We start from the raw sequence: 13,293 nt of genomic DNA, 5'->3' as shown, positions 1-13,293 counted from the left end.
TTCCGTCAGCCTATCCTGAACCCTGCGGTAAGTAATTAACCTGGGTTTAGTGGGCGCTCTCAGCCACGGCGGGCTTTTTGTTCGCATACCGACCGCTGGACTTCGGCTTTCCTGAGCGTCGGCCGGGCGATTTGTCATTACTGCGTCGTCTACTGCCGGAGGCGTTTTTGCCGTTACCAGGCGCTTGCCCGCGACCATCCATTTCAAGTTCGATTTTGCGCTGTTCCAGATCAACGCGAACGACTCTTACCTGAATCGCGTCCCCAAGCCCGTAGCTTTTTTTACTGCGTTCGCCCGTCAGGCGCTGTTTGGCGGCGTCGAATTGATAGTAGTCGCCCTCTAGCGCGGAGACGTGAATCAAGCCTTCAACCATGACGCCTTTGAGCTCCACGAACAGGCCGAAGTTGGTTACTCCGCAGACCGTACCGGCGAAGGTGTCGCCAATGCGATCCTGCATGTATTCGCATTTCAACCAGGCTTCTACATCCCAACTGGCCATATCCGCCCGACGGGATGCGAGCGAACATTGCTCACCCAGTTTCACCATGTCCTCTGTTTTATATGGATAACTCTGCGATGGCGTCAAAGAGGCGGCGCTATCAACGCGGCGCACGGGATCTGCGCCCAATCCGGTTATCGACTTGAAGGCGCGTTTGAATTTGCCGCCGCTCTCATTGCCCCGAATCACGGATCGAATGGCGCGATGGGTCAACAGGTCGGGATAACGTCGGATCGGTGACGTGAAATGTGCGTAAGCGCTGTAAGCCAGTCCGAAATGCCCCTGGTTATCCGGACTGTACTCAGCCTGGCTAAGGGATCTCAGCATTATGGATTGTATGACTTCCGCGTCTGGACGCTCGCTGATGCTGTTCAACAGGCGGCGATAGTGCGTGGACGTCGGCTGCTTGCCGCCGCCCAATGACAGTCCCAACTCGCCGAGGAACGCACGCAGGTTTTCCAGTTTTTTCTGCAGAGGCCCCTGGTGAACCCGATACAGAGCCGGGAGCTTAAGCTTTTGCAGAAAACGCGCTGTCGCCACATTGGCGCATAGCATACATTCCTCCACCAGCTTGTGAGCGTCATTGCGCACGACGGGATCAATGCGACGGATCTTACGCTGGTCGTCGAATTGAAATTTGCTTTCAGTCGTTTCAAAGTCAATCGCGCCGCGTTTGCTGCGAGCCTGTCGCAATGCGCCGTACAGCTGATGTAATGCCTGCAGGTGCGGAACCAGATCGCTGTAGCGCTGTTGAACCTGCTGGCCAAGTCTGGATTCCGGTTGCTCCAGCAGAGCACCGACTTCTGTATAGGTCAGGCGGGCATGGGAACGCATGATCCCTTCGTAGAACTGGAACTTGCCAAGATTGCCCGCAGAGTCGATGAACATTTCGCAGATCATGGCCAGACGATCCACATTCGGGTTCAGAGAGCAGAGTCCGTTGGACAACGCCTCCGGCAACATGGGCTCCACGCGACCGGGAAAGTAGACGGATGTCCCACGCTTCTGGGCTTCCAGGTCCAGCGGACTGCCTGGCGTCACGTAGTGAGAGACGTCCGCGATAGCGACAAATAAACGCCATCCGCCATTGCTGCGCGGCTGGCAGAAAAGTGCGTCGTCGAAATCCATGGAGTCTTCGCCATCGATCGTGACCAGGGGAACGCTGCGCAGGTCGTACCGGTGCAGTTTATCCTCGTCAGAGACCGCCGCGCCCAGTTGTTTCGCCGCCTGAACCGCGTCATTAGGCCAGATAAAAGGGATGTCGTGATTACGGATCGCAACATCGATTTCCATGCCGGGCGCCATGGCGTCGCCAAGCACCTCAGCCACGTCTGTCAGCATAGGAGAGCGGTTTCTGGCGTACTTGACGATGTTTACCACCACATACTGTCCGTCTGCCGCGTCGCCGACGCTCTCTGGCGTGATGATGATTTCGTTGCAGATACGATCGTTATCAGGAACCAGCGTGTAGACGCCGGATTCGTGTTTCAGGCGGCCTACCAATTGCGTGGTATTACGCTCCAATACGCTCACGATCTGAGCTTCCTGGCGGCCACGGTGATCGACGCCACTGATGCGAACCTGCACACGGTCTCCGTCCAGCGCTTTGCGCATTTGGCTTTTGTTCAGCACTAAGTCATCGCCCCCTTCATCCCGGGCCAGGAATCCGTGCCCTTCACGACGACCGATGACGCGGCCGCAAATCAGTTCACTCGATTTGATCGGCGTATAATCTCCGCGATCGAACATGATTTGACCATCACGCTCCATCGCTCGCAAGCGACGTCTTAGCGCCTCCAAATCCTGCTCGCTACTCAGCTTGAGGCGTTCAGCCAATTGTTCACGGTTGAGACGTCCGCCTTGCTGGTTGAGCACATTGAGAATGAACTCGCGGTTGGGGATCGGATTATCGTATTTTTGCGCATCATGCGCGCTAATTGCAGTTATTGAGGCTGTGCTCATGGTGTTTCCTCTTTGGAAAAGACAGCCGATAACTTGCTCTGGATAATATATGAAGGAAGGCTTCAGTGTAGTTCAGATAAAACTCGACAAGATATATTGGCTGGTAATGCTTTAATTTATTAAGAAATAAGCGACGAGCGCTTATAAAGATATGTTCGTGGAAGGCGATGGCGAATGGCCAAGTGGCTTTTTGCGGATAAAAGCGGAACAAATTTAGTTTAAGCTCATGCGGCTGGGGCGGCGATATATCCGCCCCCGCTCGCATTGAGAAAAAGGGCTAGCAAAAATAATATTTCCGATAGCTCCGATTATTGCTGCTTATAAGCAAACAATGTTCTCAGCCTGTGGCCCTTTTGGACCTTTGGCGACAGTGAACTCAACCTGCTGACCTTCCGTCAGGGTTTTGAATCCATTGCTTACGATAGCGCTGAAATGAGCGAATACGTCTGGGCCTGATTCTTGTTGAATAAAACCAAAACCTTTAGTTTCATTGAACCATTTAACAGTGCCTTTAACTGTATCGGACATAAAAATCTCCTGAAAATAAATGAATAAAAATTTGCCTTGCGGGCGGTTTTAAAGTGGAAAAACAAGACTGGAATTTAAAACTACAGGACGAAGATTATGACTAAAACATCGAGCGGAGTGTTAAATAAAACTAGAGGCTTTCTTTCTACCTTTCCGTGAGTCTATAGTTTTGATGCTGGTTGTCAATAAATAAATTATTAAAAATATTATTAATGTCGGCGGCGTTATCTCAAATGTCGAGGGATATGTTTTGAATAGAACGGGTTACGAGTAAACCGGCGGCGAAACTTGAGCGCAGGATGGGCGCGCGTAATCCAACATTGCATTCGCTTGTCGGCTCTGGAACCATGTTGTCGGTTTGGAAATGGACTGAATGATTGGTATCAGATGAAGCTGAATGAGCTAGTCGTCCGCGCTGCGACGGCGGCGGACACGCCTGATTTGAGCAGGATTTTTTTTGAGTCGCGCAAGGAGACGTTTTACTGGATTGAAGCCGATATGTTTTCTATCCATGACTTTTTGGGCAGCGTGCGAGACGAAGAAGTGTATGTCGCCGATCACGAAGGCGTAGCGGTGGGATTTGTTTCTGTCTGGAAGCCGGAGAGCTTTATTCACAACCTGTATGTCGACAAGCCCTATAAAAATAGAGGCGTCGGTACGGCGCTGTTGGAGTTTTGTCGTCGACGTTATGCGCCGCCGTTACAGTTGAAAGTCGCCGCCAAAAACGAGCAGGCGGTCGCCTTTTATCGCCATCGGGGCTGGTGTGAAATCGAACGTGGGGTTGATCTGCCTACTGGCGAATATCTATTGATGCACTTGACGACCGCCTGACTCGCCCCCAAAGAAGTGATCTGCGTTGTTATTCGAACCGCGTGAAAATTATCAGAAGCGCTGCAGGCTGTTGGCGTCTCCCACGGCAGAATCGTTATGATGAAAACTATCTCCATAGTAAAGATGGAAACCCTATGAATCTGCAACTGATCGACCTGTTCTGGCTGACGCTTTGCGCCATCGCTTTGTGGGGATGGTGGGAGGCGTTGAAGGTGCGGGAGATCGCTTTAGTCGCCGCTCGGCGCCAGTGCCAGGAGCTTGATCTGCAATTCCTTGACGGCAGCGTAGCGCTGCGCAAGTTGAGTTTTCGGCGGGACGCGCGCGGCTCCATGGGTCTGGCGCGAACCTATACGTTTGAGTTTTCCTCCACCGGTGAGGAACGATATAACGGTGAAGTAGACACCCTGGGGCGCTTGGTGAAGGATGTGCGCCTGGATGCGCATCGCATCAGCTATCACTAGCGGCCCGGGCGGCTAACCCGTCAGTTCCTGCTCGCGGCGATACTGTCCCGGCGTTCGCCCGGTCCAGCGTTTGAACGCCCGCTGAAAGGCGCTCTGGTCGGCGAATCCGAGAAAGAAAGTGATTTCCGACAGGTCCAGACGCTCATCGCTGATTTGCCGCAGCGCCAACTCCCGGCGCGTCTCGTCGAGGATCTGTTGATAACTGCATCCTTCCTCTTGCAGCCGACGTTGCAACGCCCTTGCAGAAAGGTTCAACGTCCGCGCCGTTTTTTGCAGACTGATATCGCCAGCCTGCAGCAGGTTGGTGAGCGCTGCTTTAACTTTGTCGCTGAAATTCGCCTCAGGATTGAGTTGCAGCAACAGGCGGTCGGCATACTCGTCCAGCAGCGCCAGCATGGCGGGGTCATGTTGGCGTAGGGGCAAGTCCAGATAGACGCTGGGGAAGTGAACTTCAATGCTGTCGCAGGAGAATTCCAGAGAACACTGGAACAGGCGCTCGTGCTCGCGGATGTCGGAAGGGCGCGAGTGCTGGAAGCGGATGAGCGTTGGAGAAACGTACGCGCCAGTAATCCAGCGGGCGAATGTGGTCCAACTGGCGATATTCTCTTCCGCGATATGTCGCGACAAGTCTGGCGAACAACTGTCCCAGCTCAGAATCACGTCATCGCTGGAAAGGCGATAAGTGGTATGTCCGACGTCGCAAACCAGTCGTTCATAGCGTTCGTGACGGGCGACCGCCTCCCGCAGGGTTTTACAGTTCATGACGCTGAGTCCCAGAACGCCGTATTGCCCCGGTTTGATTTGTTCGCCGACATGCAGCCCGATGTGGTCGTCATTCAGCTGAACGCCGGCGGCTTCCAGCATGGCGCTGAATAGTCGGGTGGGAAGTCGTTGCTGTGGTTCGCCGATTACCGCCTCGGAAATTTGGAATTGTTGGAGGAATAAAGACGTATTTTGTCGTTTTATGGTGAGATAATCTACCAGGCCGCGGAGATAGGCGGCGGAAATCTGACTGTCTCGAATAATCATGGCGCGTCTTTGGGCTGCATGTTGGAACGAAATTATGTTTATTTTGCGTTCGCAGGCGAGCTTATTCTAACCAGCCCCGGCATGCGAAGCGCAAATATGAATTATGAATGACTGCTCTATACAATTACCGCCGATTCTGTTTTAAATAAGCCGCCGCTCGTCACTAATCAACCACCCATATTGGAAAGTTGTAATTCGTGTCCTGGAATCAAGAACAAATTATCGCCATGGCGCCGGACAGCGCCTCAGTCAAAGCCGCACAGAAACTCACCAGTACAAGCAAATGGCCGTTATTGGAATATAACGATGACGCCATCTGGGGGCACTGTCAGGGAAGCGGATCAAAGCCATACCAGTCCCGCATTGACCTGTCGGGTCCTGCATTCAAATGCTCTTGCCCGAGCCGAAAATTTCCCTGTAAGCATGGGCTCGCGCTGTTTCTACTGTACGCCCAGCAACAAAATGGTTTCACCCGCCAGCAGGACGCGCCCGATTGGGTTGCCGAGTGGCTGGAGAGCCGCGCTGACCGCGAGCAGAAAAAAGTAGAGCGCGCGCAGAACAAAAAGCCGGTTGACGCCGCCGCGAAGGAAAAGCGTAAAGAACAGCGCGAACTGAAAGTCAGCGCTGGAGTGGAAGAGTTGACATTGTGGGCGGAAGACGTCGCCCGCACTGGTCTCGCTGACTTGCAGAACAAGAACTATCAGTACTGGAAAAATCTGGAGTCGCGCATGGTGGACGCGCAGGCGCCGGGGCTGGCCAATCATGTGCGCCAGATGGCCTCTCTCGCCATAACCGGCGACCGCATGTCGGAACTGGCTGCGTCGCTAAGCCGTTTGTACCTGTTGTTAAACGCCTACGACAGAATGGAGCAACTGGCGGAGGATCTGCAGGCGGATATTCGCACGCAGATAGGCTGGCAGTGGAGTCAGGATGAGCTGTTGGCGATCCATCCGGTGGAAGACGTCTGGCTGGCGTTGTCGCACAGTCAGACTCAGGAAGACCGCCTGGTGATGCAAGTGATTCATCTGGTGGGATTGGAGAGCGGGCGCATGGCGAAGGTGGTTAATTTCGCTCATGAAACGCAACGATCAAGTCTCGTGATGGGGTGGCGCGGCGGCCAGCTGATTCGGGGCAAAGCCCATTTCTATCCATCCGGTTCGCCGCTGCGGGCGATATTTGCGGACGCCGCCACACTGTCTCCAGAGCGCGCCGGCGATACGCATACGACCCCTGCCGGGATGAGTTTGGACGCGATGTTCAATCAGTATGAACAATTACTCGCGCGGAACCCCTGGGTTGGTCCCTATCCCTTTATCGTCGACGCAGTGGTTCCCTGGCGTCAGGATGACGCTTTCTGGCTGGTTGACGCTGGCGGTAAAGCTGTTCCGCTGGCCGAACGCGCAGGCGATCTGTGGAAGCTGCTCGCTGTGAGTGGCGGCCACCCCGTACGCGTCGTAGGCGAGTGGTGCGGCGACCGTTTCAATCCGCTCGGCGTATGGGCTGAACGCCAGTATTTCGATGTCACTTCGCGTCAGGCGCTCGCTGCTTAAGCGCCGCCTGAGTCGTCGGATCTATTCAGAAAACATCATGCAGGTCGGAAATCATCATGCAGGAATGGAACGATAGCGTTAAGCGTCTGATATTGGGCTGTGACGCCCAGGATGCGCCCTGGACCGCGCCAACAGCGGAGTTGGGTGCGGCGCTGGACAAGATGGCGGAGGAGCCGGCGGAGCGCCGACTGCTGAAGACCGCCGTTATGTTCAACTTCACGCGTTTGCTGGGGCGTTCTCATCAACACGCTCTGACTGTGGCCCCGGCCCAGCCTGAAACCGTCGATCAGTGCGGCGGACGCGCGGAAGAATTACTGCGCGCCGCCTTACGCGGCAAAGATATGCGTTTGTTGTCAGAGTACCTGACGGCGCTGGCTGACGCAGGGCGTGTGTCGCCTCCGGCTGCGTTGGCGGATCTATTGGATGCGGCGCTGAATCAGCCCCGCTTGCAAGTCAGTCTGCGCCACGTGATGGGCGAGCGCGGGCGCTGGTTATGCGGACTCAACCCCAAGTGGGAAGCGTTGCGCAGCGACGCTCCCGCGTCGGAGGAGCTGCCCCATCTCAGCGGCTTGGCCAGAGTGGACGCGTTGCGTCGTTTGCGCGAGGCGGACCCAGCCGAAGCGTTGAGTCAATTGAGCGCGATCTGGAAAGACGAGCCCGCCAAGGAGCGCGCCGCGTTGCTGGAAGTAATGAGCGTCGGCCTGAATGCCAGGGACAGTGAATTTCTGTCTGCCTGCGCCGATGATCGCAGTCAGCCAGTAAGATATCAGGCGACCCGGTTTTTAGCGCAGCTGGGGGATGCGTCTGTGTTGACGCCGTTGCGCGAGTGGCTTGCGAAATCGATGCAGTTGAAGAAAGCGCTGTTGAAAAAATCCCAATTAAATATTGAGCCGCCCAAAGAGTTCGACAAGGCCTGGGAAAAGTGGGGCGTTAAAGAAGATCTGACGCATTTGCCCAATCGCACCAAGGTGGGCAAACGGGCGGGCTGGTTTTATCAAGTGCTGGCTTTGCTGCCGCCCCGCGCCAGCGCTGAGATTCTGCAAACTTCTCTGGAGCAGACGATAGATTTGTACCGCCGCAGCGACTACGCGGAAGCCGCGCTGCAGGCGTTGTCCGAAGGCGCTATGTTGCATGGCGACGTGACCTATTTTGAAGCGCTGTTTCCCGCGCTGACCGAAGTGGAGCGCACGGAATACCTGGGCGGACTGGCAGCCGGTTTCCCCGCTGAAAAAATCGAGCCGCTGATATTGCCGGCGTTGCAGGCGGCGATGAAGAAAGACAGCCAGTTCTGGCTGCCGGTGCTGTATCAACTCAAAGCTTTCGCACACCTCACGCCGAAACTGTCCGAAGCCATAGCGGACATGATCCGCGCCAAGATTATCGAAGGCGAAAGCTGGTATTACGACGCCCATCAGACGATTGACCAGTTGGCGTACCAGTTTTCGTTGACGTCTTACGAAAAGATTCGCTCCCTGCTGGAGCCCTTGCAAGACGACCGAACCAACCCTTTGCTGACGGTGTACAAGAACCGCGTTGATTTCCATAAGGAGCTACAGTCATGACCGAACAAGCCATTCTAAGAAAGCACGCAGAGCAACTGTTCCAGCAGGAACTGGAAGCGCTGCGTGAAGTGGACAAGCGCCAGCGCCCCGCCAACTGGGCGTTGTCCCCTTGGGCGGTCTGCACCTATCTAATGGGCGGCAAACTGGATAACGGTTTCGAAGTGACGCCGAAATACATTGGCTCCCGCAGGCTTATGGAAATCGCCGTGGCCACTCTGACCACGGATCGCGCGCTGTTGCTTTACGGCGTGCCCGGTACGGCGAAATCCTGGGTTTCCGAGCATCTGGCGGCGGCCGTCTCCGGCGATTCCACTATGGTGGTGCAGGGCACGGCCGGCACCAGCGAGGAAGCCATGCGCTATGGTTGGAACTATGCGCAGTTGTTGGCTCACGGACCCAGTCGCGATGCGCTGGTGGAGTCGCCGCTGATGCGCGCCATGTCGCAAGGCAAGATTTGTCGTATTGAGGAGCTGACGCGGATTCCATCGGACGTTCAGGACACGCTCATCACCGTGCTGTCGGAAAAGCATCTCCCCATTGCGGAATTGAACGACGAAGTGCAGGCGGTGCGCGGTTTCAATGTCATCGCCACCGCCAACAACCGCGACCGTGGCGTCAACGAGTTGTCCAGCGCTCTCAAGCGTCGCTTCAATACCGTGATACTGCCCACGCCCGCCACCATCGAAGAAGAAGTGAACATCGTCTCCAGGCGCGTCAGCGATATGGGACGCGCTCTGGAACTACCCGTGGAAGTTAACGCTATTGCGGAAATTCAGCGCGTGGTCACCATTTTCCGTGAGTTGCGCGAAGGTAAAACCCTGGACGGCAAAGAGAAGTTGAAGACGCCAAGCGCCACCCTCAGCACCGCTGAGGCTATTTCCGTGATGAACAGCGGCCTCAGCCTGGCCCACCATTTTGGCGACGGAAAACTGTCCGCATCAGATCTCGCCTCAGGCCTGATCGGGGCTATTGTGAAAGATCCGGTGCAGGATGCAGTGGTATGGCGCGAATACCTGGAAACGGTAGTGAAAGAGCGCGACGACTGGAAAGACGTGTATCGCGCCTGTCGCGAACTGAGCTGAAACACCGGGGCTGACGAACGCGCGTCCGCTGCGCGCGCCGCTGTTTGAGGCGGCGGCAGAGCGGCGATGCGCGTCAAAAAAGGGCGACAAGCGAATCATGCTTATCAACGACAAAATTCTATATCTGGGCATTCGTCACCATGGGCCCGGCTCCACCGCCAGCATGTTAAAAGCGCTGGCGGATTTCCAGCCGGACATCCTGTTGGTGGAAGGGCCGCAGGAAGCGGAGCCGCTGTTGGAGCATCTTCACAGCGAGCAGTTACAGCCGCCAGTGGCGCAGTTGATTTATGCGGGAGATGACTACCGCGACAGTGTGTTCTATCCCTTTACGGAATTCTCGCCGGAATGGCAGGCGATGCATTTTGCGCGGCGTAATAGTCTGCCTTTGCGTTTCTTTGATTTGCCGCAGACGCACAGTCTGGCGCTGGCGCGGCAGGCTCGACAAGAAGCTGCGGCTGCTGCGGAAGCCGCTGAGCAGGAGAGGGCGCAGGAACAGAGTGAAGAGGCGTTGGATGAAAATCCTGCGCGTCAGGTCGAGGCTGAAACTGTCGCGCCCGCTGCGGAAGAGCATGCCGGCGAGGACGATTGTCCAGAGCAAGACGGAGAGCCAAGCATCGATTCATTGACTCTCAGCGGCGATCCGCTGGACGCGTTGGCCGCCGCGGCGGGATTCTCCGACGGCGAGCGCTGGTGGGAGCACGTGGTGGAGCAGCACAGCCAGGGCGCTGACGTGTTCGCTGCGATTGCGGACGCCATGGGCGCCTTGCGCGCGGAAGCCTCCGCACAGAAGCTCAGTGATCGCGAAGCGCGTCGTGAAGCCTGGATGCGCTCGATGGTGCGCAAGGCTGAGAAAGAAGGCTTTCAGCGCATTGCGGTGATTTGCGGCGCCTGGCACGTACCGGCGCTGGTGAAAAAAGTTGCGATCAAGGACGACAATGCGCTGATCAAGGGGTTGCCTAAAATCAAACTGAGCGCCACCTGGATACCCTGGACCTATGATCGGATCAGTTACCGCAGCGGCTACGGCGCCGGCGTGGACGCGCCGGGCTGGTATGAGCATATCTGGCGCTACGCGGCGCGCAGCGATGAAAACGGCGAGCCGGTGCGCGACGGTATTTCCGCCTCCTGGCTGACGCGGGCGGCGCGGGAGCTGCGTGAGCAAGGCTTTGATGTGGCGCCCTCCAGCGTTATTGAAGCGGTGCGCATGGCCGACACGCTGGCGGCGTTGCGGGAGAAGCCGCAACCCAGCCTGGATGAAATGAATGAAACCATCCAGACCCTGTTCTGCTTCGGCGACGCCGCCCCTCTGGCGTTGCTACAGCGTAAATTGCTGGTGGGCGACCGTATCGGCGCGGTGCCGGAAAACCTGCCCAAGACGCCGTTGCAGGCGGACTTGCAGGCGCAACAGAAATCTCTGCGTCTGAAAGTGTCCACGGTCGAGGAAGATCTTGAACTGGATTTGCGTAAAGACAACGGCAAGCTACGCTCGGCTTTGTTTCATCGGCTCAATTTGCTAGGTGTGAAGTGGGCGCGTCTGGTCAGCGATCGCAGCGGCAAGGGCACGTTCAAGGAGATCTGGCGTCTGCAGTGGCAACCGGAATTCGAGCTGAACCTGATCGAACAGAGTCTGTGGGGCAATAACATCGCCACCGCCGCTACCGGATACGCCTTGGAGCAACTGCGCAACGCCAGCAAATTGAGCGATATCACCGCCTGGGTGGACCGTCTGTTGCTGGCGGACCTGGCTGAAGCCATTCACGATGCGATTGTGGTCCTGCAACAGCAGGCGGCGACGGTCAGCGATGTGGACCAGTTGATGGCGGCGGCGCCGCGACTGGTGAATATCGTTCGTTATGGCGATGTGCGCGGCGCGGATACCTCGATTTTGCATCATGTCATCGAGGGTTTCTGCGCCCGCATCAATATCGGACTGGTGTATCAGTGTCGCAATGTAGACGAAGACGCCGCTAAAGTGCACGCCAAGTTGATCGCGGATATGACGGACGCACTCAAGCTTTATGCGGATGCTGAGCGACTCGCTGAGTGGTGGCGGGAACTGTCCCGTCTGGCGCGGCAATCCGATGTGAATGGCGTGATTCTGGGACGCTGCTATCGACTATTGTTGGGCGCGGATCAGATCAGCGGCGACGAAGCGGCGAATGCGCTGTCCTTCGCGCTGTCTGCGGCGGAAGAACCTTCTCACGCGGCGGCCTGGATCGAAGGGCTGCTGGAAGGCTCGGGCCTGCTGCTGATCCATGACGACCGACTGTGGTCGGTGCTGGACGCCTATTTATGCGCCTTGCCGGAAGAGCGTTTCATGCTGTTGCTGCCCTTACTGCGCCGGACATTCTCCAGCTTCGCCGACGGCGAGCGGGCGAACCTGCGACGTAAGTCGCGTTCCACTACCGCAGCAGCAGGCGCGGTGGCCGCCGACCCTGATTTTGACTACAGCCGGGTGAACGCCATGCTGCCTTTGCTGGAGACCATGCTTGGCCTCGGCGCCCATAACGACACGGAGAACTCATCCTCATGACTCTGCTTTCCGAACGTGAGAGACGCTGGCGGTTGTTGCTCGGCGGCGATGGCCAGGACAACGCGTCAATGAGCGCCGAAGATATGCAACTGGATCAGATTCTGAACGCGCTGTATGGCTCCGATGGCGAACGCGGCGCGGATTTGTCCTCCTCCGCGCCGAAAGTGGCGCGCTGGCTGGGAGATATTCGCGAACGTTTTCCCAGCTCCGTCGTGCGGGTGATGCAGAAGGACGCCTTCGAACGCCTGAACCTGGAGCGCATGTTGCTGGAGCCGGAGATGCTGGAGGCGGTGCAGCCGGATATCCATCTGGTGGCCAATTTGATGTCGCTGGGGCACTTGATACCGGAACGCTCCAAGGAAACTGCGCGGCAAGTCGTGCGCAAGATCGTCGAAGAGCTGATGCGCAAGTTGCAGAGCAGCACCGAGCAGGCGATTCGCGGCAGTCTCAATCGCGCCATGCGCAAGCAGCGTCCGCGTCACGCTGATATCGACTGGGCGCGCACCATTCGCGCGAACCTCAAGCACTATCAACCGGAATATCGCACCATTGTGCCGGAACGCCTGATCGGATATGGCCGTAAGCAGCCTAGCGCACTTAAGGAAGTCATGCTGTGTGTGGATCAGTCCGGCTCTATGGCGTCGAGCGTGATTTACGCCAGTATTTTTGCGGCGGTGATGGCGTCCATCCCGGCGTTGAAAACCCAGCTGGTGGTGTTTGATACGGCGGTGGTGGATCTGACGGAAAAACTGCAGGACCCGGTAGACGTTTTGTTTGGCGTGCAGTTAGGCGGCGGCACGGATATCAACAAAGCCGTCACCTATTGCCAGCAGCAAATCACCAAGCCACAGGATACGTCGTTCATTCTCATCACGGACCTGTATGAAGGCGGCGACCAGAAGCAATTGGTGCAGCGGGTGGCGGAACTGAAAAACGCCGGCGTTAACGTCATCACTTTGCTCGCCCTCAATGATGACGGCGCGCCGTACTTCGACAAGCGTCTGGCGCAACAGTTCGCCAGTCTGGACGTGCCCACTTTCGCCTGTACGCCGGACCAGTTCCCGGATCTGATGGCGGTGGCCCTGGGCGGCGGCTCAGTCGCGGATTGGACGGCGAGCCAGGATATTGTGATGGAGCGGCAAGGGTAGCGCGCCTTTGCCGGAGGCATCTCTCATCCTGAGGCGCCGAAGCGGGATCGCCTGCTGTCGTCTCAGGCCAATAACCGGGGCGTGAAACATCTATAATCAAACTGTCTC

At 56.8% G+C, this 13,293-nt stretch carries 10 protein-coding genes; 7 read left to right on the top strand and 3 right to left on the bottom strand.

From position 1 onward, the window contains the following. Positions 1-46 precede the first annotated feature (46 nt). Positions 47-2,461: a ribonuclease R gene (rnr, locus tag HCH_RS25020; RefSeq protein ID WP_011399296.1), complete on the bottom strand. Its 2,415-nt coding sequence runs from the start codon at positions 2,459-2,461 to the stop codon at positions 47-49. A 318-nt stretch (positions 2,462-2,779) separates the two neighbouring features. Then, entirely contained in the window at positions 2,780-2,989 is a 210-nt protein-coding gene (locus HCH_RS25015) for a cold-shock protein (protein ID WP_011399294.1), read from the bottom strand. Between the two features lie 387 nt (positions 2,990-3,376). On the opposite strand from HCH_RS25015, the gene HCH_RS25010 reads away from it, so the two are divergent. Then, a complete protein-coding gene (locus HCH_RS25010) occupies positions 3,377-3,820 on the top strand; it encodes a GNAT family N-acetyltransferase (protein ID WP_011399293.1) in 444 nt (147 codons plus the stop codon). Between the two features lie 134 nt (positions 3,821-3,954). Further along, on the top strand, positions 3,955-4,281 hold the full coding sequence (locus HCH_RS25005; protein WP_011399292.1) for a DUF3301 domain-containing protein: 327 nt from the start codon (positions 3,955-3,957) through the stop codon (positions 4,279-4,281). A 12-nt stretch (positions 4,282-4,293) separates the two neighbouring features. On the opposite strand, the gene HCH_RS25000 is transcribed toward HCH_RS25005, so the two are convergent. Then, positions 4,294-5,310 carry an AraC family transcriptional regulator gene (locus tag HCH_RS25000; protein WP_011399291.1) on the bottom strand — a complete coding sequence of 339 codons (1,017 nt, stop codon included), beginning with the start codon at positions 5,308-5,310 and terminating at the stop codon, positions 4,294-4,296. Between the two features lie 197 nt (positions 5,311-5,507). On the opposite strand from HCH_RS25000, the gene HCH_RS24995 reads away from it, so the two are divergent. The 5 genes from HCH_RS24995 (at position 5,508) to HCH_RS24975 (ending at position 13,185) form a co-directional block, all read left to right on the top strand. After that, positions 5,508-6,860: an SWIM zinc finger family protein gene (locus tag HCH_RS24995; RefSeq protein WP_041598916.1), complete on the top strand. Its 1,353-nt coding sequence runs from the start codon at positions 5,508-5,510 to the stop codon at positions 6,858-6,860. Positions 6,861-6,916: 56 nt separating this feature from the next. After that, positions 6,917-8,422, top strand: a complete 1,506-nt coding sequence (locus tag HCH_RS24990; RefSeq protein WP_011399289.1) for a DUF5691 domain-containing protein — start codon at positions 6,917-6,919, stop codon at positions 8,420-8,422. Beyond that, on the top strand, positions 8,419-9,504 hold the full coding sequence (locus HCH_RS24985) for an ATP-binding protein (RefSeq protein ID WP_011399288.1): 1,086 nt from the start codon (positions 8,419-8,421) through the stop codon (positions 9,502-9,504). Before HCH_RS24990 ends, HCH_RS24985 begins: the two co-directional genes overlap by 4 nt. 97 nt (positions 9,505-9,601) lie before the next feature. After that, complete coding sequence (locus HCH_RS24980; RefSeq protein WP_011399287.1) at positions 9,602-12,037, top strand: DUF5682 family protein; 2,436 nt, start codon at positions 9,602-9,604, stop codon at positions 12,035-12,037. Next, complete coding sequence (locus HCH_RS24975) at positions 12,034-13,185, top strand: VWA domain-containing protein (protein WP_011399286.1); 1,152 nt, start codon at positions 12,034-12,036, stop codon at positions 13,183-13,185. Before HCH_RS24980 ends, HCH_RS24975 begins: the two co-directional genes overlap by 4 nt. Positions 13,186-13,293: the final 108 nt, after the last annotated feature.

It is taken from the genome of Hahella chejuensis KCTC 2396, assembly GCF_000012985.1.
Taxonomy (GTDB): Bacteria; Pseudomonadota; Gammaproteobacteria; order Pseudomonadales; family Oleiphilaceae; genus Hahella; species Hahella chejuensis.
The sequence above is the reverse complement of the archived record's forward strand: the minus strand, read 5'-3'. Positions and strand labels throughout refer to the sequence as shown.